The 22,702-nt window shown below is 71.5% G+C and carries 22 protein-coding genes; 10 read left to right on the forward strand and 12 right to left on the reverse strand.

The features are described from left to right. Positions 1–98 precede the first annotated feature (98 nt). The gene (locus JW592_RS11860) at positions 99–1,649 is read left to right on the forward strand and encodes an FAD-dependent oxidoreductase (RefSeq protein ID WP_209264967.1); all 1,551 of its coding nucleotides are present in this window, start codon (positions 99–101) and stop codon (positions 1,647–1,649) included. A gap of 24 nt (positions 1,650–1,673) precedes the next feature. On the opposite strand, the gene JW592_RS11865 is transcribed toward JW592_RS11860, so the two are convergent. From JW592_RS11865 to JW592_RS11885, 5 genes are all read right to left on the reverse strand, one after another. Continuing rightward, positions 1,674–3,509 carry an acyl-CoA dehydrogenase gene (locus JW592_RS11865; protein ID WP_209264968.1) on the reverse strand — a complete coding sequence of 612 codons (1,836 nt, stop codon included), beginning with the start codon at positions 3,507–3,509 and terminating at the stop codon, positions 1,674–1,676. A 94-nt stretch (positions 3,510–3,603) separates the two neighbouring features. Then, positions 3,604–4,428, reverse strand: coding sequence for an SAM-dependent methyltransferase (locus tag JW592_RS11870; RefSeq protein ID WP_209264969.1), 825 nt, complete (start codon positions 4,426–4,428; stop codon positions 3,604–3,606). A gap of 51 nt (positions 4,429–4,479) precedes the next feature. Beyond that, positions 4,480–5,304: an SAM-dependent methyltransferase gene (locus JW592_RS11875; protein ID WP_209264970.1), complete on the reverse strand. Its 825-nt coding sequence runs from the start codon at positions 5,302–5,304 to the stop codon at positions 4,480–4,482. Between the two features lie 40 nt (positions 5,305–5,344). Then, positions 5,345–5,605 (reverse strand): DUF397 domain-containing protein, encoded by a 261-nt coding sequence (locus tag JW592_RS11880; RefSeq protein ID WP_099885342.1) that lies wholly within the window; start codon positions 5,603–5,605, stop codon positions 5,345–5,347. Positions 5,606–5,609: 4 nt separating this feature from the next. Further along, a complete protein-coding gene (locus JW592_RS11885) occupies positions 5,610–6,467 on the reverse strand; it encodes a Sco1979 family transcriptional regulator (protein ID WP_209264971.1) in 858 nt (285 codons plus the stop codon). Positions 6,468–6,793: 326 nt separating this feature from the next. Here JW592_RS11885 and JW592_RS33180 point away from each other — a divergent pair, with 326 nt between their 5' ends. Together JW592_RS33180 and JW592_RS11895 are read left to right on the forward strand one after the other, a co-directional pair. Then, the gene (locus JW592_RS33180) at positions 6,794–7,258 is read left to right on the forward strand and encodes an ATP-binding protein (RefSeq protein WP_209264972.1); all 465 of its coding nucleotides are present in this window, start codon (positions 6,794–6,796) and stop codon (positions 7,256–7,258) included. Between the two features lie 200 nt (positions 7,259–7,458). Then, complete coding sequence (locus JW592_RS11895; protein ID WP_209264973.1) at positions 7,459–8,277, forward strand: SAM-dependent methyltransferase; 819 nt, start codon at positions 7,459–7,461, stop codon at positions 8,275–8,277. Between the two features lie 13 nt (positions 8,278–8,290). On the opposite strand, the gene JW592_RS11900 is transcribed toward JW592_RS11895, so the two are convergent. Together JW592_RS11900 and JW592_RS11905 are read right to left on the reverse strand one after the other, a co-directional pair. Continuing rightward, on the reverse strand, positions 8,291–9,193 hold the full coding sequence (locus tag JW592_RS11900; protein WP_209264974.1) for a Sco1979 family transcriptional regulator: 903 nt from the start codon (positions 9,191–9,193) through the stop codon (positions 8,291–8,293). 217 nt (positions 9,194–9,410) lie between these two features. Then, entirely contained in the window at positions 9,411–9,653 is a 243-nt protein-coding gene (locus JW592_RS11905; protein WP_209241489.1) for a DUF397 domain-containing protein, read from the reverse strand. Between the two features lie 238 nt (positions 9,654–9,891). On the opposite strand from JW592_RS11905, the gene JW592_RS11910 reads away from it, so the two are divergent. Further along, entirely contained in the window at positions 9,892–10,080 is a 189-nt protein-coding gene (locus JW592_RS11910) for a hypothetical protein (protein ID WP_209264975.1), read from the forward strand. Here the strand turns inward: JW592_RS11910 and JW592_RS11915 are convergent. Together JW592_RS11915 and JW592_RS11920 are read right to left on the reverse strand one after the other, a co-directional pair. After that, positions 10,057–12,288: a HelD family protein gene (locus JW592_RS11915; RefSeq protein WP_209265146.1), complete on the reverse strand. Its 2,232-nt coding sequence runs from the start codon at positions 12,286–12,288 to the stop codon at positions 10,057–10,059. The two genes, JW592_RS11910 and JW592_RS11915, sit on opposite strands and share 24 nt — an antisense overlap. Positions 12,289–12,417: 129 nt before the next feature. Beyond that, positions 12,418–13,062, reverse strand: coding sequence for a TetR family transcriptional regulator (locus tag JW592_RS11920; protein WP_209264976.1), 645 nt, complete (start codon positions 13,060–13,062; stop codon positions 12,418–12,420). A gap of 162 nt (positions 13,063–13,224) precedes the next feature. Between JW592_RS11920 and JW592_RS11925 the strand changes: the two genes are divergently transcribed. The 4 genes from JW592_RS11925 to JW592_RS11940 all read left to right on the forward strand — a co-directional run bounded on the left by JW592_RS11925 (position 13,225) and on the right by JW592_RS11940 (position 17,456). Continuing rightward, positions 13,225–14,136, forward strand: coding sequence for a universal stress protein (locus JW592_RS11925; protein WP_209264977.1), 912 nt, complete (start codon positions 13,225–13,227; stop codon positions 14,134–14,136). A gap of 329 nt (positions 14,137–14,465) precedes the next feature. Then, positions 14,466–16,016, forward strand: a complete 1,551-nt coding sequence (locus JW592_RS11930) for a purine-cytosine permease family protein (protein ID WP_209264978.1) — start codon at positions 14,466–14,468, stop codon at positions 16,014–16,016. 226 nt (positions 16,017–16,242) lie between these two features. Then, positions 16,243–17,028: an aldo/keto reductase gene (locus JW592_RS11935; RefSeq protein WP_209265147.1), complete on the forward strand. Its 786-nt coding sequence runs from the start codon at positions 16,243–16,245 to the stop codon at positions 17,026–17,028. Between the two features lie 2 nt (positions 17,029–17,030). After that, positions 17,031–17,456 (forward strand): HIT family protein, encoded by a 426-nt coding sequence (locus JW592_RS11940; protein WP_209264979.1) that lies wholly within the window; start codon positions 17,031–17,033, stop codon positions 17,454–17,456. A gap of 99 nt (positions 17,457–17,555) precedes the next feature. Here the strand turns inward: JW592_RS11940 and JW592_RS11945 are convergent, their stop codons facing one another. Continuing rightward, positions 17,556–19,091, reverse strand: a complete 1,536-nt coding sequence (locus JW592_RS11945) for an ATP-dependent DNA ligase (protein WP_209264980.1) — start codon at positions 19,089–19,091, stop codon at positions 17,556–17,558. Between the two features lie 86 nt (positions 19,092–19,177). On the opposite strand from JW592_RS11945, the gene JW592_RS11950 reads away from it, so the two are divergent. Beyond that, positions 19,178–20,245, forward strand: coding sequence for an ATP-dependent DNA ligase (locus JW592_RS11950; RefSeq protein WP_209265148.1), 1,068 nt, complete (start codon positions 19,178–19,180; stop codon positions 20,243–20,245). Positions 20,246–20,432: 187 nt separating this feature from the next. Here JW592_RS11950 and trxA read toward each other — a convergent pair whose 3' ends face one another. After that, the gene (trxA, locus tag JW592_RS11955; RefSeq protein WP_209264981.1) at positions 20,433–20,834 is read right to left on the reverse strand and encodes a thioredoxin; all 402 of its coding nucleotides are present in this window, start codon (positions 20,832–20,834) and stop codon (positions 20,433–20,435) included. Positions 20,835–21,020: 186 nt separating this feature from the next. Then, positions 21,021–21,674, reverse strand: coding sequence for an AAA family ATPase (locus JW592_RS11960; RefSeq protein ID WP_307805382.1), 654 nt, complete (start codon positions 21,672–21,674; stop codon positions 21,021–21,023). A gap of 13 nt (positions 21,675–21,687) precedes the next feature. Here JW592_RS11960 and JW592_RS11965 point away from each other — a divergent pair, with 13 nt between their 5' ends. Then, a complete protein-coding gene (locus tag JW592_RS11965) occupies positions 21,688–22,701 on the forward strand; it encodes a HEAT repeat domain-containing protein (protein ID WP_229375800.1) in 1,014 nt (337 codons plus the stop codon). Position 22,702 lies beyond the last annotated feature (1 nt).

Consider the following 22,702-nt stretch of genomic DNA (forward strand, 5'->3'; position numbering starts at 1 on the left):
GAGCCGAATCCCTGCGATTTGCCGGACGCGCGGCGGGGGTGAGCGGCGTGCCAGCGGGAACCACAGGTACGAAGAACCGGGGCTGAAGGGAGGCGGCGGTGACCACATTGCCCGTCGGATACGAGTCCTACTGGATGCTCTCGGCCGCGGGGGAGCCCTGCCCGCCACTGCCGCCCGACAGCCGGATCGAGGTGGACGTGGCCGTGGTGGGCGGCGGAATGGCGGGGCTCTCGGTGGCCTGGGAACTGGCGCGTGCCGGGCGCAGCGTCGCCGTGCTGGAGTCCGACCGGCTGGCCGCGGGAGTCACCGGGCACACCACGGCCAAGCTCTCCGCGCTGCACGGGCTGCTCTACAGCTGGCTGCGGGACAGCCGGAGCCCGCAGGACGCGGAGCACTACGCCCGCTCGCAGCAGGGTGCGGTCGATCATCTGGCCGCCGTCAGCGCGCTGTTGGGGGCCGACTGCGAGCTGGAGCGGGTCCCGGCGTACACCTACGTCGAGTCGGCGGGCCATGTGGACGAGGTGCGTGCCGAGGCCGAGGCGGCCGCCGCCGCCGGGCTCGCGGCCTCGCTGGTCACCGACACCGGGCTGCCCTTCCGGGTGCGTGCCGCCGTCCGCGTCGAGAACCAGGCGCAGTTCCATCCGCGCAAGTATCTGCTGGCGCTGGCCGACGACATCCGGCGGCGCGGCGGGCTGCTGTTCGAACGCACCCGCGTCGTCGAGCTGGACGAGGGCGAGCCGTGCCTGCTGGAGACCGAGAACGGGGGAGAGGTCGCGGCGCGCGATGTGGTGGTGGCCACCCACTACCCGGTCTTCGACCGGGCGCTGATGTTCTCCCGGCTGGAGCCGCGCCGGGAGCTGGTCATCTCCGCGCTGCTGCCCGAGGACGAGGACCCGGGTGGCACCTACCTCTCGCCCGAGCGCTGCACCCGCTCGGTGCGCACCGCGCCCTACCCGTTCGGCACCGGTCGGCGGCTGCTGATCGTCACGGGGGAGCAGTTCAGCCCCGGTATGCCCGGCTTCGGTTCGGTCGGCGCCCGCTACGAGCGGCTGGCGGCCTGGGCCTACGAACGCTTCCCCAGCGCCCGTCTCGCCCACCGCTGGGCCACCCAGGACAACGAGAGCGCCGACCGGGTGCCCTATATCGGCCGCTTCCACGCGGGCACCCAGCACGTCTATGTGGCCACCGGGTTCGGCGGCTGGGGGATGAGCTCCGGGGTACTGGCCGGGCAGCTGCTGGCCGCGTACCTCACCCGTGAGCCGCTGCCGCCGTGGGCACGGCTGTACGACCCGGTCCGGCTCAGGCCCAGGGAGGCGCCCACCCTGCTGCGCCTGCAGTCGGCGGTGGCCCGGCGCTTCGTGGGGGATCGGCTGCGCCCCAGCCATGTGGACTCGGTGGACGAGATCCCGCCGGGAACGGGCGCCATCGTTCGGGTGCGGGGGCGGCGCTGCGCGGTCCACCGGACGACCGAGGGCGAGCTGCTCGCCGTATCGCCGCGCTGTACGCACCTGGGCTGCCTGGTGCGGTTCAACGACGCGGAGTCGGCGTGGGAGTGCCCCTGCCACGGCTCGCGCTTCGGTACGGACGGCGCGGTGATACAGGGCCCTGCCACCCGCCCCCTGGAGCGGCGGGACCTGGGCGAGGGCTGAGTCCTCGGCCGGGTCCCACCGCGCTCACAGCCAGTCGGGGTCGGTCTCCAGCGCGACGGTGTCCAGCGCGGCCAGCAGGTCGAACTGCGGTCCCGTACGCGGCAGTTCCGTACGGAAGAAGTACCGGGCCGCCTGCCGCTTGCCCCGCAGGAACGCCTCCCTGTCCGGGCTGCCGGGTCCGGCGTCGGCGGAGAGCGTGGCGAGGAACTGTCCCAGCCAGATCCACGCCACCACCACGTGCCCGACGGCCTCCAGGTAGACGGAGGAGTTGGCCAGCGCCACCGCCGGGTCGCCGCCCTCCCACAACCGCGCGGTCACCGTGGTCACCCGGTTCCAGCTCTCGCGCAGCGTCCCGGCCAGCTCAGCGGCCTCGCCGCCGGTGGCCTCGGCGCGGTGCAGCGTCTCCCGTACGGCTTCGTCCAGTGCCCGCAGCCCCGACCCGCCGTCCTGCACCACCTTGCGGCCCAGCAGGTCGAGCCCCTGGATTCCGTGGGTGCCCTCGTGGATGGGGTTGAGGCGGTTGTCGCGGTAGTGCTGCTCGACGTCGTACTCGCGGGTGTAGCCGTATCCGCCGTGCACCTGGATGGCGAGGCTGTTGGCCTCCAGGCACCACTGCGACGGCCAGCTTTTTGCGATCGGCGTCAGCACGTCCAGCAGCAGCCCGGCGCGGGCCCGGTCCTGCTCGGAGGCGGCCGAGCGCTGTTCGTCCACCAGCAGGGAGCAGTACAGCAGCAGCCCCAGCGCGCCCTCCACGTAGGACTTCTGGGCCAGCAGCATCCGGCGCACGTCGGTGTGCTCGACGATGGGCACCTGCGGTGCCGTCGCGTCCTTGCCGCCCGCCGCCAGCGGCCTGCCCTGCGGCCGTTCGCGGGCGTAGGCCAGGGACTTGAGGTAGCCGGTGTAGCCCAGTGCCATGGCGCCGGCGCCGACCCCGATCCGGGCGCCGTTCATCATGTGGAACATGTACGCCAGTCCGCGGTGCTCCTCGCCCACCAGGTGGCCGACGGCGCCGGCCGCGCCGCCGGGGCGGTGGCGTGCGCCCTCCCCGAAGTTGAGCAGGGTGTTGGTGGTGCCCCGGTAGCCCATCTTGTGGTTGAGCCCGGCGGCCACCACGTCGTTGCGTTCGCCGAGCGCGCCGTCCGGCCCCACCAGGTACTTGGGGACGACGAAGAGCGAGAGGCCCTTGACGCCGGGCGGTCCGCCGGGGACGCGGGCGAGCACCAGGTGGACGATGTTCTCGGACAGCTCGTGGTCGCCACCGGAGATCCACATCTTGCTTCCGAACAGCCGGTAGGTGCCGTCCTGCTGCGGTTCGGCCCGGGTGGCGACATCGGCGAGCGAGGAGCCTGCCTGCGGCTCTGACAGGCACATGGTGCCGAAGAACCGCCCTTCGAGCATCGGCCGCACATAGGTGTCGATCTGTTCCCTGGTGCCGTGGGCGCACAGCAGACGCGCGTTGCCGAGGGTGAGGAACGGGTAGGCCGAGGTGCCCACGTTGGCGGCCTGGAAGTAGGAGAAGCAGGCGGTGGCGACGGTGTGCGGCATCCCCATGCCGCCGAACTCCTCGTCCATGGCGGCCGCCAGCAGTCCCGACTCGGCGAAATGGCCCAGGGCTTCGGACACTTCCTTGACGGTGTGCACCTGTTCGCCGTCGAACCAGGGCTCTTCCTGGTCGTTCTTCTTGTTGTGCGTGGCGAAGTGCCGGGTGGCGATCCGCTCGCTCAGTTCCAGCGCGTCGTCGAAGGTCTCCCTGGAGTGCTCCGCGTAGCGTGCGCGCCGGGTGAGCGACTCGACGTCCAGCCAGTCGTAGAGCTGGAAGTCGAGGTCGCGGCGGGAGAGCAGCAGCGAGGCTGAGGGCATGAGGGTGGTCCGATCCCGGGGGCGGCGAGCATGGAGCGCTCGGTTTCTAAGCGCTTGCTTATGGTCGCGCCGGCGCCCTGCCCTGTCAACGCCGTCACGGCTTCCTGGCCACCCCCGCGTACAGCGTCAGGGTGCCCTCGGGCAGACCGCCGAGCGGGTCGCTGTCGGGACGCCACAGATGCACCTGGGTGATGCCGGGATCGAGCAGCTCAAGCCCCTCGAAGAACCGGCCGACCTGCTCGCGGCTGCGCGGGACCAGCACCGTGCCGTTCCGCTTGTAGATGTCGACGACGGCGTTGATCCGGTCGGCGCCGTCCTGGTCGGTGACATCGCCGATGCCGTGGCTCAGCGACAGGAAGCTGCCGGGCGCCAGCCGGTCGAGCAGCGTGCGCAGTATCCGCTCCGGGCCCTGCTCGTCGGGGATGAAGTGGAAGAGTGCGTTGACCGAGACGGCGACGGGACGGTCCAGATCCAGCGTCTCGGTCAGCTCGGCCGACCCCAGTACGCTCTCGGGCCGGGTGACATCCGCCTGCAGATAGGCCGTGCGGCCCTCCGGCGTACTGTGCAGCAGCGCCTGCGCGTACTGGCGCACGATGGGGTCGCTGTCGGTGTAGACGACGCGGGCCTCGGGGACCACGGACTGGGCGACCTGGTGGAGGTTGGGTTCGGTGGGGATGCCGCTGCCGATGTCCAGGAACTGCCGCACGCCGTACTCGGCCGCCAGCGTGCGGGTGACCCGGATCATGAAGTCGCGGTTGGTGCGGGCCGCTGTGACGATCTCCGGCAGTTTGGCGACCACCGCCTCGGCCGCCTGTACGTCCGCCTCGTAGTGGGTCTTCCCTCCGAGGTAGTAGTCGTACATACGCGCGGAGTGTGGTTTGGCCGTGTCGACCGGCGGTGCGCCGCCCTGCTCGGACATGCGGTTCCCCCTCGGTGATTCCTGTCTCGTGGTCCTCGTGGTCCCGGTGGTTCAGGGCTTGCGCGCCACACCGGCGAGCATGCTGGGCCGGCCCTCTTGGAGCTCGGTGGTCGTGCCGGGCTCCGGGCGCCAGTCGTGCGCCATCACGATTCCCGGCTCCACCAGCTCCAGCCCCTCGAAGAAGCGGGCGATCTCGGCGCCGCTGCGCAGCCGGAGCGTGGTGCCGCCCCTGGCGTAGATCTCCTCCACATCCCGGCCCAGCGCCGCCAGCGCCGGGTCGTCGATGTCCGAGGTGGCGTGCGAGAGGCACAGATAGCTGCCGGAGGGCAGCCGCTTCAGCAGCCCTGCGAGGATCTCGTACGGGCCCTGCTCGTCGGGGACGAAGTGGAAGAGCGCGTTGACCGAGAGCGCCACCGGCAGGCTCAGATCGAGTGTGGCGTGCAGCTCGTCGGAGTCGATGATCGTCTCCGGCTGGACGGCGTCCGCCTGCAGATAGGCGGTGCGGCCTTCGGGGGTGCTGTGCAGCAGCGCCTGCGCGTACTGCAGCACGATCGGGTCGCTGTCGGTGTAGACGACCCGCGCCTCGGGGGCCACCGACTGGGCGACCTGGTGGAGGTTGGGTTCGGTGGGGATGCCGCTGCCGATGTCCAGGAACTGCGAGATACCGGCCTCGGTCGCCAGCCAGCGGGTGGCGCGGACCATGAAATCCCGGTTGGCGCGGGCCATCGCGCCGGCGAACGGCACGGTCGCGATGACCGCCTCGGCCGCCTGTACATCCACCTCGTAGTGGGTCTTGCCCCCGAGGTAGTAGTCGTACATCCGGGCCGAGTGCGGCTTGGTGGTGTCGATGCCGGGGACGTTCCCCTTCGCGGTCATGCGGCCTCTCCCTTCTCCGGGTCCATGGCGGGGCGTGCGGTCAGTCGGAGGCCAGCAGGAAATCGGCCACGCCCTGCTTGGCGCCCTGGAGGAAGGTCTCGAACTCGTGGGTGGTGTAGATCAGCGCCGGACCTTCGGGATCGGTCGACTGACGCAGCGCGACCCGGCCGTCGCCGAGCTTCATCGCTTCGACGCAGCTGCCGCCGTTTGTGCCGCTCCACGGCTTCTGCCAGCCCTCGGTGCCGAGGTGTTTCGCGGGCATGCCGTTGTATATGTGTGGGGGGTGGCCTGAATGACCCATGGTTCTAAAACTCCTTGCGGATCTCACCGAGGACAGCCTCGGTGTGTGGTACTGGCGCGGCCTGCGCGCCCATGCGGTCCAGCACCTCCAGATAGGCGGCGGTGTCCGGACGCTGGTCCAGGTACGTCGCTCCCGTCAGCCCCTCCGTGTAGACGATGTCCGGGAGTTCCGGGATGTCGAAACGGAAGAGCTGGAACGGCCCGAACATGCCGGGGTGCGCACCTGAGGTGAACGGGATGACCTGCAGCGTGATGTTCTGCTGCCTGGACAGCTCGATGAGCCGGTCGATCTGCTCGCGCATCACCGCGGGGGAGCCCACATGGCGGCGCAGCACCTGCTCGTCGAGCACGGCCCAGAGCACCGGCGCGTCGGGGTCGTGGAGGAGCCGCTGGCGCCCCATCCTCAGCTGAACCCGACGGTCGAGCTCTTCCTCTTCGGCGGAAGGGAAACCTGTACGCAGCAGCGCGCGGGCGTACTCCTCCGTCTGGAGCAGCCCGGGTACGCAATGCGGCTCGTACGCTCTGATGAGGCTGGCCTCGCCCTCCAGGCTCACATAGAGGCTGAACCAGGGCGGCAGAACATCGCGGAAGCTGTGCCACCAGCCGGGCCGGTTCGCCTCGTCCACCAGGGACAGGAACGAGGCGGTCTCCTCGTCGGAGAGCCCGTACATCCGCAGCAGTTTCTCCACGTACGGCGGCTTGAGTCCGACCTCCGCCTTTTCCATACGACGCACCGTGGTGGTGTTGACACTGAGTGCGTACGCGGCGTCGGCGAAGGAGCAGCCCGCACGTTCCCGGAGGTCACGAAGGCGCAGGCCGAGCACTATCTGCCCCACAGTCGGCGCGGAACGAGCCTCGGCCACTACTGCCTCCTTGACTGCCTCCCCTGGCGGACCCTGGCGTCAGCAGTGTGCCATGGCTCCAATGCAGCAGCCATACTGCCCGTGCGATTCTGCGAATTGCAGAACTACTCTTGCCATCTGTGAAAGTTGCTGGGCATAGTGAACAGCGTGACCCAGCTCATGAGGCTGCGGCACCGGAGCCGCACAGCATCGCACGTGTCACCGGAGGGACGGCCGGGCCCGGCCCCCCGGTTCTTCTACGCGTGCCCCGGCCCCTCCGGGCCCTGTGCGGAGTCTTCCCCGGCAGCCGTCCCCTCACCTCACAGGTAGACGGAAGGCGTTCCCCCGTGGCCTCCTCGTATCCCCTCGCGCAGCTCTCCTCGCCCGCCCCGTCGGCCGTACCGGCTGAGGAAGCACGCCAGGAGGGGTTCGAGCTCCCCGCTCACACCTCGTCCGTCGCCCGTGCCCGCGCGCGGCTGCGCAGCCGGCTCCAGCACTGGGGTCTGACCGAGGAGCTGGGCCACACCGCGCAGCTGGTGATCTCCGAGTTCGTCACCAACGCGCTGCTGCACACCGACACCGTCCGGATAAGGTGCCGCATCCAGCTGGAGGGCGAGCGACTGCGGATAGAGGTCAGCGACGAGGGCACCCAGAACTGCGCCCCTCAGCCCCGCAGCGCGACCGAGGACGAGGTCAACGGCCGCGGGCTCCAGCTCGTCGGCGCACTCGCCCAGCGTTGGGGCGTCACCGCGCGCGGCGCCCGGTGCGGCCGCGTCGTCTGGGCCGAACTGGGCATCAGCAGCGTGTTGTGACCTCTCGCGCGGCGGCTCCACGGACCGTTCGGGCCCGCCCTGCCGACTCCTCCCGGTCTGTCCTCCGGTCGCGTCAATTTCCGTTGTACAGAAGTGACTTGGCGTTGGTCCTGGGCCAGCGGTCGTGGCATGCTTCCCGCCAGGACAGGCGCCCGCGCGGTCGGCGCGCGGTGCGCCCGTGGACTCAGTGGGGCACATACATGCGGGAAGAGAAGACCGGCAGCGGGGACGACGTGGACATCAACGTCCCGAGCGTGGCCCGGATGTACGACCACTACCTGGGCGGCAAGGACAACTACGCCGTCGACCGCGAGGCCGTCGCGGCGCTGGACGAGGTGGTGCCGCGCACCCGGGCACTCGCCCGCAACAACCGCCGCTTTCTCCAGCGTGTCGTGCGCATCCTGGCTGAGGACTACGGCATCCGCCAGTTCCTCGACCACGGCTCCGGGCTGCCGACCCAGGACAATGTCCACCAGGTCGCGCAGCGCACCGACCCCGGTGCCCGGGTCGTCTACGTCGACAACGACCCCATCGTGCTCGCCCACGGCCGGGCGCTGCTGGAGGAGAACGCCAACACGGCGGTGATCCAGGCGGACATGCGCGAGACCGGGACGATCTTCGAGAGTGCCGAGGCGCGCCGGCTGCTCGACCCGTCCCAGCCCGTCGCGCTGCTGTTCATCTCGGTGATGCACTGCATCCCTGACGAGTCCGACCCCGCCGCCGTGGTGCGCCGCGCCCTGGAGCGGGTGCCCTCGGGCAGCTTCGTCGTGCTCAACCAGCTGGTGAGCCACGAGAAGAAGACCCGCGACTTCGTCACCGACTTCATGAACAGCAGCACCAACGGCAGCTGGGGCCGGGTGCGGGAGCCGGGCGATGTGGAACCGTACTTCGCCGGGCTCGAACTGCTGGAGCCGGGCCTGGTCGAGATCAACGACTGGCGGCCCGACTCCGAACTGGACGCGCGCCGACTGGAGGACGAGACCTGGTTCGAGTTCGGCGGGGTGGGACGCAAGCCGTGACCGGCGGCCCTGCTCAGAACTCGCTCAGCAGCTTCTCCAGGAAGGCGACCGTCCCGGCCGGCGGCTCGGCCATCGCGCACAGCCGGTCCATCACCACCAGATAGCCCTCGACCTCGTCACGCTTCTCCAAGTACAGCGACGAGGTGAGCTGTTCGAGGTAGACGATGTCGGGCAGGTCCGGTTCCAGAAAGCGCAGGATGGTCACCGGGCCGCCCGCCGCCGCCAGCCCGCCCATGCTGAACGGGGCGATCTGCAGCGTGATGTTGGGCCGCTGTGCCGCCTCGATCAGATGCTCCAGCTGGGCGCGCATCACCTCGCGCGAGCCGAGCGGGCGACGCAGCGCCGCCTCGTCCATCACGGCCCACAGGCGCGGTGCGTGCGGCTTGTCGAGAATGGCCTGCCGCTCCATGCGCAGTTCGATACGGCGTTCGCTGCGCCTGCCGTCGTCGCGCGGGTGGCCCAGCCGGATCACCTCGCGGGCGTAGTCGCGAGTCTGCAGCAGGCCGGGCACGAACTGCACCTCGTAGGTGCGGATCATGGAGGCGGCCTCCTCCAGGCCGAGCAGCCGGTCGAACCACGGCGACATCACGTCGTTGTACTTCTGCCACCAGCCCGGGGAGCCGGCCTGCCGGGCCAGCTCCAGATACTCCTCGCGCTCCTGCTCGTCCCACACCTCGTACAGCGTCAGCAGGTCGGCGATGTCGCGCTCCTTGCAGCCGACGCGGCCGAGCTCCAGGCGGCTGATCTTGGCGTGCGAGCCGCGGATCGCGTCGCCCGCCGCCTCCCGGGAGATGCCCCGCTCCTCGCGCAGCCGGCGCAGTTGGGTGCCCAGGACGATACGCAGAATCGTGGGCCCGCCCCTGGGGGTGTCCAGGATGCGTCCGAGCGACTCCTCGCGCCGCGGCTGTGCTCCCATCGGCCCGCCTTGCTCCCCTGAGTGATTGTTCGGATGCTCAGTGTCCCACTCCGCCAAGTGGGCGTACAGCCATAACGGTTATGCGACCGGATTCCGACCCTGGCATGTGAACCGCCGCCGCACGTCCGTGTCGTGCGGCGGCGGTGTCCTGGTGTTGCCCTTGGCGCTGTCCGGCCGTGTCCACGGCTGATCCGTGGTCAGCAGCCGTGGGGGCGGCTCAGTTCTGGGCGTCGAGCAGGTCGTCGAAGTCGCCGTCCTTGGCGCCCTGGACGAACGCCGCGATCTCGGCCGGCGTGTAGACCAGAGCGGGGCCCGACGGGAAGCGGGAGTTGCGTACGGCGACTCCCTGCCCGGGAAGAGTGGCGACCTCGACGCAGTTGCCGTTGGGGTTGCTGCGGCGGCTCTTGCGCCAGACCGCGCCCTCGATCTTCGTGGCCTCGATGCCGTTCTCGATCTGCATGTACGTCTCTCCCTACGTCACTTTCCCCCGTGAGCGGTTGCGACATCTGGAAGCGTCTCACAGCCGAGCGTGATTGCAGATGTACTTGCAGACGTGCTTGCAGAAGTAAGTACGGAGCAGTCACAATGCCCGCGTACTCCACCCCTGGCCCCGAAGAAGCGGACTCAACTCCGCGAGCGGCCAGCGGAGTTCACAACCTTCGGGGTGCACGGTCGTCCGTCCGTCTACAGGAGTCCCAGTGACCACACCAGGCGCACAATTCCCCGCCCCTGCGGACCAGGCGGACGGCAGCCTCAGTTGCGACCACCCGCTCACCCGGCTGCTGCTCCTGTTGGAGATCGCCGATCAGCCCGACTGGCTGCGCGACCTTGCCGCGACCGCCCGGACGCCTGCCGGTGCGGCCTCAGCCGCGCAGGGCCTCGGGTAGCCCGGCCGCGTGCAGGATCTCCAGCCGTGAGACCGCACGGGTGAGCGCGACATACAGGCGCTGGGGTCCGTACGGCCCGCTGTCGGCCATCTCGGCCGGCTCCACCAGCACCACGTGGTCGTACTCCAGGCCCTTGGCCAGCTCCGCACCGACCACGGTCACCCGCTCGGCGCCCTGCTCGCCGCCCGGCTCCTCCGTGGCGATCCCGGCCGCGGCCAGGGCCGCGCGCAGGTCCGCGACGCGCTCCGCGTGCGCGATCACCCCGACGGAGCCCTCCCGGCCGAGGGCGGCGGCCACTCGCGTCGTCACGCCCTCGGCCAGCCCCCGCGCCGTCGGCACCCGTACTGTCCGCAACTCCCCGCCGGTGCGCAGCGATCTGGCGTGCGGCACCCGCACCGGCAAGGAGTCCAGCAGCCGGTTGGCCGGCGCCAGCAGTTCGGACGGCACCCGGAAGCCGGTGGTCAGCGGGGCCACCGTCGCATCCGGCGCGCCCAGGTGCGCCAGCTGCTCCGGCCAGTCGCGCGCCGCCCACGGGGTGGTGCCCTGGGCCAGGTCACCCAGCACGGTCAGCGAGCCGAAGCGGCTGCGGCGGGCGAGCACCCGGCACTGCATGGGGGAGAGGTCCTGCGCCTCGTCCACCACCACGTGCCCGTAGCTCTCCGGTGGGTGGGCGATCAGCCCCGCCACCTCGTCCAGCAACAGCAGGTCCGGCTCCGACCAGTGGGCCGTCCGGGACGACCGCGGGCGGCGCCCCCGCCACACCAGCGCGAGCTGTTCGTCCTCGCTCAGCAGCCCCTCGGCCGCCCGGGCCAGCGCCTCGGCGTCGCCCAGCAGTCCGGCCACCACTTCCTCGGGCCGCACCCGCGGCCAGACGGAGTTCAAAAAGGCGGTCAGCTCCTTGGTTCTGCCCATCCGGCGCAGCCATGCGTCGCCCGGCGGCCCGGCCCTGCGCTCGGCCTGGTCCCGCAGCAGCGCCACGGTACGGGCCCGCACCCGCTCCCTGCCGACTTCGTACGGTGGCCGCTGCGCCAGCGTCTCCCGTACCACGGCGCGCAGTTCGTCCTCGTCGAGCCGCCAGCGATAGGAGCCGTCCGGGACCGTCACCGGGCCTTCGGGCAGCCGTACGCGGGCATGTAGCGCGTTCCGCAGCACCGTCGCCATCCGCGCGCTGTGCTTGAGCTCCACCGCCTGCGGGCCGTCCTCGGCGCGCACCGGCTGGTCGGGTAGCAGGTCGCGCACCGTGCACTGGCGCACCCCTACCTCGCCCAGCGCGGGCAGCACGGCCGAAATGTAGCCGAGGAACGCCGGGTTGGGGCCGACGACCAGCATGCCGCCGCGCTCGATGCGGCGGGGGTAGGTGTAGAGGAGGTAGGCGGCGCGGTGCAGGCCGACGGCGGTCTTCCCGGTGCCCGGCGCGCCCTGGACGCACAGCGAGCCGTCGGGGCCCGAGCGCACCAGATCGTCCTGCTCGGGCTGGATGGTGGCGACGATGTCGCGCATCGGCCCGACCCGCGGGCGCTCGATCTCCCCGGCGACGATCCGGGAGGCGAGGCCCCCACCGGCCGCCGCGGCCCTGCCTGCGCCGTCCGTGCTGCCGGTCCCGGCCTGGCCGCCTGCGCCGTCCGTTCCCTCCGCACGGTCCCGCAACCACTCGTCCTCAAGGCCCGTCAGGTCCTCCGCTGTGCCTGTGCCGCCCGGAGTCCATCCGAACCGCCGCCGCGTCACCACGCCCTGCGGGTCCCGCGCGGTCGCCTGGTAGAAGGCGCGGGAGACGGGAGCCCGCCAGTCCAGCACCAGCGGTGGCGCCGAGGGATGTTCGCCGACCCTGCGGCGGCCGATGTAATAGCGCTGGCCGCGGTGTTCGCCGGCCTGCTCGCCGCCGTCGGCCTCGGTGGCGAAGTCGAGACGCCCGAAGAACGGCGGCCCGTCGGCCTCCTCCTGCAGCTCCTTGGCCTGGCTGCGCAGATAGCGGCCAAGCGCCTCGGCGCTCGCCCCGTCGCCCGCGACCCCTTCTCCCGCGGCCTCGCCCGAGTGCTGTCCGGTCAGCACCCCGGCGCCCTCCAGCACCCGGCGCTGCGCGGCGGCCTTCGTACGGTCGAGCGTGGCGCGGCACCGGTCGGTATAGGCGCGCTCGGCGGCCAGTTCAGCCTGCAGGACGTCCTCCTCGGCGGTGCTGTCGCCCTCCTCGGCGGTGCTGTCCCCCGGCATGTCGTCACTCGGCGTGGAGTCCTTCGGCATGTCGTCCCCCGGTGTGTCGTTCCCCGGTCTGTTGTCCCCCGGCATGAGGTGGCGTTCCTCTCTTCCCGTTCCGTCCGGGCTGTCGTTCCTGTCTCCCCGTCAGGCGAGCGGTCTCAGGCCGGTACGCAGCAGGGCGAAGGCGTGGTGTGCTTCGTCGCGGGCCGCCTCGAAGGTGCTGTCGGCGTCGGCGCCCTGGGCGATCCGCTGCCAGTTGGCGGTCGCCAGCACCCGCTGGGACGTCACGATCTGCCCGGCCGCCAGCCGCGCGGTCAGCTGCGGGCCGCCCCGCACCGCGGGGACCTGGGCCAGCTCGGCGGCCAGGGCCTCCTCGGAGCGCGCGGTGTAGGAGTGCAGGCGGGCCACCAGGCTCGGGGTGCCGTACAGCAGCCGGTGGAAGGCGAGCACTTCCGGCTCGTCGCACAGGCCGGTGACCGGGTCGCGGGACTCCAGCCCGGCCAGGAAGTGCTCCTCCAGCGCGGTGAGCGGGGAGACGCCCGTGCCGCGTCCGGCGACCACCCGGGCTGCCTCGTCCTCGTGGTCGGCGAAGCGGTGGAGGGCCATGTCCTCCTTGGCAGGGAAGTAGCGGAAGAGGGTCGGCTTGGAGACCTCGGCGGCCTCCGCGATCTCGGAGACGGAGACCGCGTCGAAGCCCTTCTCCAGAAAGAGGGAGACGGCCGCTTCGGAGATCGTCTGGTAGGTGCGTTGCCGCTTGCGTCGGCGGAGCCCGGTCGGTTGCTCGCTCATGGGGATGAACGTACCAGCAAAATGTAACCGAGTTAAATTTGTTCCCGAGTTGCCCACCGCTTCCCCAGGGGACTCGCGACGGCTCCTACCGCATCAACCCCGTGTGCACCAGACTGACGGGGTACCCGCGTATCGAGGCGAGGACGCGAGGAGAGGACGGACATGTCGGAGACCAACCAGCCCCCCGAGGAAACCCCCGCACCCGCCCCCGCAGCCGGCCGTGTGGTGGTCGGCGTCGATGGTTCCCCGCACTCCCTCCGCGCGCTGGACCGTGCCGCGGACGAGGCGCACCGCAGGGGCGCCGAACTGGAGGTCGTGTGCGGCGGGCTGTCGGCCAGGCGCAGCGCCTACCCGGAGACGGAGGCGGACCGGGAGCGGATGCGCCAGGCCACCCGGGAGGTCGCCGTCGGCGCCGCCGACCGGGCCCGCGAGCGCGTACCGGGGCTGACCGTCACAGCGATCGGGCTGAGCGAACCGGCGGCCGACGCGCTGGTGCACCGCAGCCGCACCGCCGAGCTGACCGTGGTGGGGACCCGTGGCCACGGCGGGTTCCGCGGGCTGATGGTCGGCTCGGTCAGCCTGCGGCTGGCCGCACACGCCGCCGGCCCGCTGATGGTCGTACGCGGCGACTCGCCCGAGCCGGGCGCACCGCCCGGTGAGACGGTCGTCGGCCTCAAGTGGGAGGGCGCCACCGAACCGGTCGAGTTCGGTTTCGAGGCAGCGCGGCGCACCGGGGCGCCGCTGTGGGTGGTGCACAGCTGGATCTACCCCATGCTGCCCGGGGTGGCGCTGCGGCTGTCACCGAGGGAGCCCTCGACGGAGACCAAGCGCGCCGAGCAGTTCCTCGAGGACACGCTGCGGCCCTTCCGCGAGCGCTTCCCCGATGTCCAGCTCGGTGCCGAGCAGCACCAGGGGCAGGCGGCCGAGCATCTGATCAAGCTGAGCGAGGGCGCCGACATGCTCGTGCTGGGCGTACGGCGCCAGCACCGGCGACTCGGCCTCCAGTTGGGTCCGGTGGTGCATCAGGTGCTGCACCACGCAAAGTGCTCGGTGGTGCTGGTGCCGGTGGCCTGAGGGCCGGCGTGTGAGGCCGAGTGGCGTCGGCCGCGTGTGGCGAGGGCCCGCTCCGGTGCGGGCCCCGGTCGGAGGGGTGCGGGCTGCGCGCCGCTGTGGTCGTGCGCGTAAGTCCCGACGCTCCTGTGGCGGGGAGCGGCTCCCCTTTTGAGCCCCTCTCGGGGCCCCTGTTGAGCCCTTTGGAGGTTCGCCCGACGCGCGAGGGGCCGATCGTGTGACTCTGTACGATGGAGGGCGTCTTGCAACGCGCGTAGAGTCCCCGGCACGTCCTGGTCAGGACCCTGCAATGACGCACGTCGCACCAGAGAACCACGCACGGAGCCCCACCCATGGCAGTCTCCCCCGGCGTCTCCGACGCCGACGGCGCCGCCCCGGCGCCCTCCTCCGCCTCCCCGTCCTCCTCGGCCGCCCCGGCCACCGCCGTGCTCGACGAGACCGTCGAGACCCGCGGTATCGAGCCCGTTCCCGATCACGAGCGCCGGGGCCGGGTGCGCGAGCTGTTCCCCACCTGGGTGGCCGCCAACATCAGCGTCCTGCTGCTCACCATGGGCGCCGGACTGGTCGTCTTCAACGGCCTCAACTTCTGGCAGGTGCTGCTCGCGGCCGCCGTCGCCGGCAGCGTCTCCTTCGGTCTCGTCGGGCTGCTGTCCGTGTCCGGCAAGTGGGGCGGCGCGCCCGGTGCCATGCTCTCGCGGGCGACCTTCGGCGTGCGGGGCAACTACTTCCCCGGCATGATCCTGTGGGTCGCGCGCTTCGGCTGGGAGACGATCAACGCGGTCACCGGCGCCTACGCCGTCCTCACGGTGCTCAGGCTGCTGTTCGGCGTGCGGAGCAGCACGCCGCTCATCGTCGTCACGCTGCTGCTGTTCGTGGGTGTCACGTTCCTGGTCAGCGGGATGGGGCGGAAGGTCCTCAACCTGTGCAACACGTGGTCGACGTACTTCTTCGGGCTCTTCACCGTTCTCGTCCTGGGCTACCTGGTCACCACCATGGACTGGGCCGATGTCTTCTCCAGGCCGGCGGGCAGCACCGCCATGCTCATCGCGGGCGTCGGCACCATCGCGGCCGGCGGCATCAGCTGGATTCCCACGGGCCCGGACTTCGCCCGCTACCTGCCGCACAGCGCCGAGGGACGGAAGATCTTCGGTACCACTGTCTCGGGCGCCCTGCTGGTGCTGGTGCCGATGGTGCTGATGGGTGGCGTGATGTCGGTGAAGGACCCGGCGCTGGCCAAGACCGACGACCCGGTCTCCTTCCTCGGTGAGGCGCTGCCGATGTGGCTGGCCGTGCCGTACCTGGTCATCGCGGTGATCGGCATGCTGCTGATCAACAGCCTCTCGATGTACTCGGCCGGCTTCACCGCGCAGACCATGGGCGTGAAGCTGCCGCGCGCCTGGGCCGTCAGCGTCAACGCCGTGATCAGCCTGGTCGGCGGTCTGCTGCTGATGCTGGTCGCCAAGAGCTTCTACGGCTCGTTCATCTCCTTCCTCTCGCTGCTCGCCGTCTCCTTCTCCGCCTGGGTCGGCGTCTACGGGATCGACATGCTGCGCCGCCGCAACCGGGCCGTGCGCTACGACCCCGCGGGACTGGTCGACACCTCGCGCACCAGCCGCTACTGGTACGTCGGCGGCTACTGCTGGCAGGCCATGACGGCCTGGGGTATCGCCTTGCTGCTGGGCCTCGCCTTCACCAAGTGCGACTGGTTCACCGGCCCGCTGGTCTCCACCTGGATCGGTGAGAACGGGCTGGGCTGGGCCGCCACCGCGCTGCTGGCCGCACTGCTGTACGCGGCGCTCCCGGTGCCCCGCGAGGGCGAGCCGGCCGCATCGGTCCCCGCCTCCCGCGAGGGCGAGCCCGCCGCGCGGACAGTGCGGGGCTGACCGGCACGGGCAGCCGGACCGCAGGGCAACCGACGCCGCCGGGCCCGCAGGGGTGAGGAACCCCCGCGGGCCCGGCGGCGTATTCGTGAATGGATCTCGGCAGAGCGGAAACCCCGGCTGACGGACAACGCCAGTGGGCGCCCCAGCGGCGTCACCCCTACAGAGCCGAGGTCGCACAGTGAGCAGCGCACACGTCCCCACTGTCCTGCTGAACAGCGGCACCGAGATGCCGCAGCTCGGGTTCGGGGTGTACCAGGTGCCGGACGACGAGGCCGCGGACACCGTCTCCGCCGCGCTGGAGGCCGGCTACCGCAGCGTCGACACCGCCGCGCTCTACGGCAACGAAGGCGGCACCGGCAAGGCTCTGCGCGAGTCGGGAATCCCCCGCGAGGAGCTGTTCGTCACCACGAAGCTCTGGAACACCGACCAGGGCCACGACACCGCGCTGCGGGCCTTCGACGACTCTCTGGAGCGGCTCGGGCTCGACTACATCGATCTGTATCTCATCCACTGGCCCGCCCCAGCGCGCGAGCTGTACGTCCAGACCTGGCGGGCGCTCGCGGAGATCCACGACAGCGGCCGCGCCCGCGCCATCGGCGTCTCCAACTTCGAGACCGACCACCTCCACCGGCTCTTCGACGAGACCGGCGTGGTGCCCGCCGTCAACCAGATCGAGCTGCACCCACGGCTCCAGCAGCCGGAGCTGCGGCGCTTCGACGCGGCCAACGCCATCGTGACCGAGGCGTGGTCCCCGCTCGGCCGGGGCAACGGCGTCCTCGACGATCCCGTCGTGCGCAAGGCCGCGGCCAAGCACGGCAAGACACCGGCGCAAGTGGTGCTGCGCTGGCACATCCAGCTCGGCAACGTCGTCATCCCCAAGTCCGTCACCCCCTCCCGGATCAAGGAGAACCTCGACGTCTTCGACTTCGAGCTGGACGGCGACGACCTGCGGGAGATCCAGCACCTGGAGAGCGGCACCCGGATCGGCCCCGACCCCCGCACCCTGAACTGACCATGGCGCCCGCAGGCAGCGCCGCGTGCGTCTTCTGCCGGATCGTCGCCGGTGAGGCGCCGGCGTACCGGGTCCACGAGGACGGCGCCGTCGTCGCCTTCCTCGACCAGCGCCCCCTCTTCCCCGGCCATACCCTCGTCGTCCCCCGCACCCATCTGGAGACCCTGACCGATCTGCCCGAGGAGTCGGTCGGTCCGTACTTCACCGCGGTACGCCGCCTCACCGGCGCCGTCGAGCGGGCCATGGAGGCCGACGGCTCGCTCGTCGCGGGGAACAACCGGGTCAGCCAGTCCGTGCCGCACCTGCATACGCACGTGGTGCCGCGCAGACGGAAGGACGGGCTGCGCGGCTTCTTCTGGCCACGCGGGCACTACGCCGACGAAACGGAGGCCCGCCGGATCGCAGCCCGCATCCGGGCCCAGCTGTGACCACAGCGGCACCACTGCCCACGGCAGCTCCGGCCAAGGCAGCAGCTTCGGCTACAGCAGCACCCGCTATGGCAGCAGCCTCGGCTGCAGCAGCTCCCGCTATGGCAGCAGCGCCGCGACCGCCTCCACCGTGTCGGCGTCCTCGGGCCGCTTGTCCTCCCGGTACCGCACCACCCGTGCGAACCGCAGCGTGACGCCCTCCGGATAGCGGCTGGAGCGCTGCACCCCGTCGAAGGCGATCTCCACCACCAGCTCGGGCGCCACCACCACGCCCCAGGACTTCTCCTCGACGGCCAGTGTCCGGAACCGCTCGGTCTGCCAGGCCAGCAACGCGTCGGTCAGCCCCTTGAAGGTCTTGCCCAGCATCGCGAACGAGCCGTCCGCGCGCCGCGCCCCCAGATGCAGGTTCGAGAGCTTCCCCGCGCGCCGACCGTGCCCCCACTCCGCGCCGAGCACCACCAGATCGAGGGTGTGCACGGGCTTCACCTTCAGCCACGAGGCCCCGCGCCGCCCCGCCGAGTAGGCCGCGTCCAGCGCCTTGACCATCACGCCCTCGTGGCCGCGTGCCAGCACCTCGTCCGCGAACTCCCGTACGGCGCCACGCGCCGGCCCGTCCGCCGGGTCGGGCACCGGGACCCGGCGCACCCTGAGCTCCTCGGGCACGATCCGGGCCAGCGCCGCGTGCCGTTCGACCGACGGGCGGTCCAGCAGGTTCTCGCCGTCCAGGTGGAGCACGTCGAAGAAGACCGGATGCAGCGGCAGCTCGCTGCTGGCCGCCGCCACGTCCAGCCGGGAGGCGACCCGGCCGGAGACCTCCTGGAACGGGCGCGGCCAGCCGTCCTCCTTGAGGGCGATCACTTCCCCGTCCAGCACCACCTGCCCGGCCGCCACCCGCCGGGCCACCTGCGCCGCCTCCGGCAGCCGCTCGGTGATCTCCTCCAGCGTCCTGGTGTAGACCCGGACCCGCTCGCCGTCCTTGTGCACCTGCACCCGGATACCGTCCAGCTTCTCCTCGACCGCGCACGGCCCCAGCTTGTCCAGGGCCTCGTCGACGTCCTTGGCGGTGTGCGCCAGCATGGGCAGCACCGGCCTGCCCACCTCCAGCCGGAACCGCGCCAGCGCGCCGGGCCCCTCCGCCAGCACCGCCTGAGCGACGGCCCCCAGAGACCCGCCGAGCATCACGGCGCGCCGCACCTCGCCGGGTTCGGCGCCCACGGCGGCGGCCAGGCCCTCCACGGCGAAGGCGTCCAGTGCACCTTGCCGCAGCTCGCCCCCGATCAGCCGGACCAGGAACCACTGCTCGTCCCCGGTGGCTGCCCCCATCAGCTGGTCCACCTGCCGCTTGCGCTCGGCCTGGGCACCCTTTCCGGCCACCCGCGCGAGCCGGGAGAACGCCGCGTCCACCTCCGCGATGGTCAGCGCCGGCTCCTCGGCGGGCGGCGGCAGCTCGCGCAGGCTGCGCCAGCCGACCCCCGTACGGCGCTGCGGCAGGCGCCCGGCCAGGTAGGTGACGACCACCGGGACCTCGGCGGTTTCGGCCCGCCGGAACAGCTCAGCGAGCAGCGTCACCTTCTCGTTCCGGGCGGTGGCCTGCGCGATCCGTGCCGAGGTGCGTGCGATGTCCTCCAGCAGCATGGCTTCATGGTCACCCATCGGGCACGGGAGTGCCCACGGCGTCGTATGTCATGCGTGCCGCGTCCGCCCGGCGCAGAATCGGCGGTGTGGACCTCCCGGTGCTGCCGCCAGTCAAACCGATGCTCGCCAAGCCCGTGTCCGCCGTCCCGGAGGGGATGCAGTACGAGGCGAAGTGGGACGGCTTCCGCTGCCTTGTCTTCCGGGACGGCGACGAGGTCGAGCTGATCAGCCGGACCGGCAAGTCTCTCGTCCGCTACTTTCCCGAACTGGTCGAGGGGCTGCGCGCCCGGATGCCGCGGCGCTGCGTGCTGGACGGCGAGATCGTGCTCCCGCTGGGCGGACGCCTCGACTTCGAGGCGCTGCAGCAGCGCATCCACCCGGCCGCCTCCCGGGTCCGGCTGCTGGCGGAGCGGACGCCCGCCTCCTTCGTCGCCTTCGACCTGCTGGCGCTGGGCGACACCAGCACCATGGAGGCCCCACTGGCCGAACGCCGCCGGATGCTGGAGGCGGCGCTGGAGGGGACCCGTCCGCCGCTGTACCTGGCGCCGGTGACCTACGACAGCGCGGTGGCACGCGACTGGTTCGCGCAGTACGAGGGTGCGGGACTGGACGGTGTGGTGGCCAAGCGCACCGACCTGCCGTACCGGCCGGGGGAGCGGGTGATGCTCAAGGTCAAGCACGAGCGCACCGCCGACTGCGTACTGGCCGGACTGCGCCCGCACAAGAGCGGCCCCAAGGCGCTGGGCTCACTGCTGCTGGGCCTCTACGACGCCTCCGGCGCTCTCCAGTACGTGGGTGCCTCGTCCTCGTTCCCGGCCACGCGCCGACGCGAGCTGATGCGTGAGCTGGAGCCGCTTGGCATGGACCGCCCCCAGGAGCACCCCTGGGCACGCTGGGAGAGCGAGGCCGCTCACCTGGAGGGCCGGATGCCGGGTGCGCCCAGCAGGTGGAGCGGCGGCAAGGACGCCTCCTGGGTGCCGCTGCGCCCCGAGCGGGTGTGCGAGGTGGCCTACGACCACATGGAGGGGGAGCGTTTCCGGCACACGGTGCTCTTCCGCCGCTGGCGCCCGGACCGGGACCCCGCCTCGTGCACGTACGAGCAGCTGGAGCAGCCGGTGCGCTACGACCTGGAAGAGGCACTCGGCGGCCGGTGAGCCGCTTGCGCGCACGCCCTGGTCAGCTGCGCCTGGGCCGTCGGCCGGTCCCTGTGCAACGGTCGGTCCGGGGACTGCGGCGGGGGAGAGGCCGCGTGGTGGGGGAGGAACGTCCGACGGGGGAGAACAGCCGACGGCCGCCCGACGATGCCGGGCGGCCGTCGGCGTGGTGCGGGCGGCGGGCGCCTCAGGCGCCGGCGCCCTCGGAGCCGTCACCGGCCTGGCCGGCGCGGGCCTCCTCCTCGGCGGCGCGCCGCACCTCCTCCATGTCGAGCTGCCGGGCCTGGCCGATCAGGTCCTCCAGCGTCGCCTCGGGCAGCGCCCCGGGCTGGGAGAAGACCAGGGTGCGGTCCCGGATGATCGCGAGGGTCGGGATGGACTGCACCTCGAAGGCGGCCGCGAGCTCCTGCTGGGCCTCGGTGTCGACCTTGGCGAAGGTCAGATCGGAGTGCCGCTCGGCAGCGGCTTCGTACACGGGTGCGAAGCTTTTGCACGGGCCGCACCAGGAGGCCCAGAAGTCGATCAGGACGAAGTCGTTCTCAGAGATGGTCTCCTCGAAGTTTTCCTTGGTCAGCTCGATGGTGCTCATGCTGTCTCCTGCCATGGGGGCATCAGGACGGGCCGCGCCCTGGGCGCTGGGGAACGCTTTTCGCCAGGGTCCACATTCCCCCGACCGTTCCCCGGCACAGCCATGGCAACACACCCGGACCGCGGCCCGTACGGCCGGGTCCTGGTGCGCCCGGTGGGCGCGGGAGCCCCGCCCGGGATGACCGGCTCACCGCGGCCCGGACGCGCCCCGTACGTCGAAACCGCCGAGGCCGTCGAACCGTACCTCCAGTACGAGATCGAAACCGTCCGCAAGCGACGGCCTGCGCAGCCGCTGGTGGGTGGCCCTGAGGCCCACGTCCGGGACGCGGGCGCGGCCCTCCCGCGCCGCGTTCCGCTCCAGGGAGGCCGCGAGGTCGGGCGGGAACCAGTACGCGGTCACCCGGGCGCCGTGTGCGTGGCCCAGGGCGATCAGCGGCGTCCACTCCGCCGGCGAGGGGTTGGTGTTGTCGACCGCGACCGCCTGCCCGGCGGCCAGCGCCTCGTCGATCAGCCGCAACTGGCGCCGCTGCTTGTTCCGTGCGGACCTGGGGAAGAGGTCCTTGCTCACCAGGGCGTGGCCGCGGGAGCCGGAGCCCGGGCGGTCACCGGCGAGGTGCTGTCGGTAGAAGGAGGACTTCCCGGCCGCCTGGAGCCCGACCAGAACGGCCAGCTCCGGGCGGGAGCCCCCGGCCGGTTTCCGCTCCGTCACGCCCTGCGGGTGGCCCGGCGACCGACCCGCCAAACGGGCCGCCACCGCGCGGGCGACCTCCTCGGCCGTCAGAGAGAAGAACTCGCCGGTGCCGTCGGCCGCGAACAGCCCGCTCCGTCCAGGAGCGACCACTTAGGCTACGCCCATGCCGGCAGCCATGGACGCCCTGATACGTGATCTCTCGGACCCGGACCGCACCGTGCGCAGGGAGGCGGAGGACAACCTGATCGCGCTCGGAGCCCTGAGCGTCGACGTGCTCCTGCCGTACGTCCGTGACACGCGACGGGGAAGTCCGAGGTTCGGCGCCGAGTCCGTCCTCCGGCGGCTGGGCGACCAGGCCCTGCCGAGGCTTCGACAGATCCGGCGTGGGGGCCCCGGGCAGTTGCGCCGCAAGGCTCTGGAGGCGCTGGTTGACCTGGGCGGCGCGGAGGTGCTCGACGCTGCCGACCGGTGTGCCGTGGAACGCCTCGTGCGCGTCAAGCTCCTGGACGAGAGCGAGGTGGATCTCCCTCTGGACGGCGGTCGCTGGCTGGCCTTCCCGGCAGACCGGTTCGACGAGGCCGTGGCCGCGCTCGGTCTGCACGACCTTCGGCCGGCCACCTCCGCCATGGGTGTGGAGGCGGCCACCCGGGCCACCGACTTCATGGAGTTCGAGGATTCTCAGGGTGCGAAGCAGAGGGCCTATCGGGTCTTCGTCACACCGGAGTTCGAGAACTGGCGCCAGGACCAGCCGATCCGGAACTGGCGCATGGTGTGGGGGAATTCATTCGTGGACGAGCTGGACGGCTTCCTACTGGCCGACAAGCTCAGCGAACGGTGCGGGGAGGCGCACTTCTACGTCCTCGACCCTTACCACTCGGGTTCGAGCTGGTATGTCGCCCGCAACGGCCGAAGGGTACGAAGCTGCCACAACTATGACGACTGCCCGCAGTTCTGGGGCGATCCACTGTCCTTCGAGGCCGGCTCCATCAAGGACGCCGCGGAAGGGCTCGAAGACGAGGAATACGCCAAAGGCGTGCCCCATGCGGACGTGGCAGCCGACAACCTCTCCGTCGAGCCCGGCCCCAAGTCCGCCGACGAGACCCACGGCCACGGCTGGCTCGCCACCACCCACCCCGACCTGCCCACCATCCGCTTCAAGGGCGCCCTGCCCGTCTGAC

The sequence above is a fragment of the Streptomyces spirodelae genome, assembly GCF_017676385.1.
GTDB classification, from domain to species: Bacteria; Actinomycetota; Actinomycetes; order Streptomycetales; family Streptomycetaceae; genus Streptomyces; species Streptomyces spirodelae.

Excerpts from the sequence above, each read along its gene's own strand:
- JW592_RS11875 (WP_209264970.1), bottom strand. The coding sequence starts at position 5,304 with ATGACCGCGAAGGGGAACGTCCCCGGCATCGACACCACCAAGCCGCAC.
- JW592_RS11965 (WP_229375800.1), top strand. The coding sequence starts at position 21,688 with ATGCCGGCAGCCATGGACGCCCTGATACGTGATCTCTCGGACCCGGAC.
- JW592_RS11880 (WP_099885342.1), bottom strand. The coding sequence starts at position 5,605 with ATGGGTCATTCAGGCCACCCCCCACACATATACAACGGCATGCCCGCG.
- JW592_RS11930 (WP_209264978.1), top strand. The coding sequence starts at position 14,466 with ATGGCAGTCTCCCCCGGCGTCTCCGACGCCGACGGCGCCGCCCCGGCG.
- JW592_RS11920 (WP_209264976.1), bottom strand. The coding sequence starts at position 13,062 with ATGAGCGAGCAACCGACCGGGCTCCGCCGACGCAAGCGGCAACGCACC.
- JW592_RS11905 (WP_209241489.1), bottom strand. The coding sequence starts at position 9,653 with ATGCAGATCGAGAACGGCATCGAGGCCACGAAGATCGAGGGCGCGGTC.
- JW592_RS11915 (WP_209265146.1), bottom strand. The coding sequence starts at position 12,288 with ATGCCGGGGGACAGCACCGCCGAGGAGGGCGACAGCACCGCCGAGGAG.
- JW592_RS11900 (WP_209264974.1), bottom strand. The coding sequence starts at position 9,193 with ATGGGAGCACAGCCGCGGCGCGAGGAGTCGCTCGGACGCATCCTGGAC.
- trxA (WP_209264981.1), bottom strand. The coding sequence starts at position 20,834 with ATGAGCACCATCGAGCTGACCAAGGAAAACTTCGAGGAGACCATCTCT.
- JW592_RS11940 (WP_209264979.1), top strand. The coding sequence starts at position 17,031 with ATGGCGCCCGCAGGCAGCGCCGCGTGCGTCTTCTGCCGGATCGTCGCC.
- JW592_RS11925 (WP_209264977.1), top strand. The coding sequence starts at position 13,225 with ATGTCGGAGACCAACCAGCCCCCCGAGGAAACCCCCGCACCCGCCCCC.
- JW592_RS11935 (WP_209265147.1), top strand. The coding sequence starts at position 16,243 with ATGCCGCAGCTCGGGTTCGGGGTGTACCAGGTGCCGGACGACGAGGCC.
- JW592_RS11870 (WP_209264969.1), bottom strand. The coding sequence starts at position 4,428 with ATGTCCGAGCAGGGCGGCGCACCGCCGGTCGACACGGCCAAACCACAC.
- JW592_RS11895 (WP_209264973.1), top strand. The coding sequence starts at position 7,459 with ATGCGGGAAGAGAAGACCGGCAGCGGGGACGACGTGGACATCAACGTC.
- JW592_RS11945 (WP_209264980.1), bottom strand. The coding sequence starts at position 19,091 with ATGCTGCTGGAGGACATCGCACGCACCTCGGCACGGATCGCGCAGGCC.
- JW592_RS11865 (WP_209264968.1), bottom strand. The coding sequence starts at position 3,509 with ATGCCCTCAGCCTCGCTGCTGCTCTCCCGCCGCGACCTCGACTTCCAG.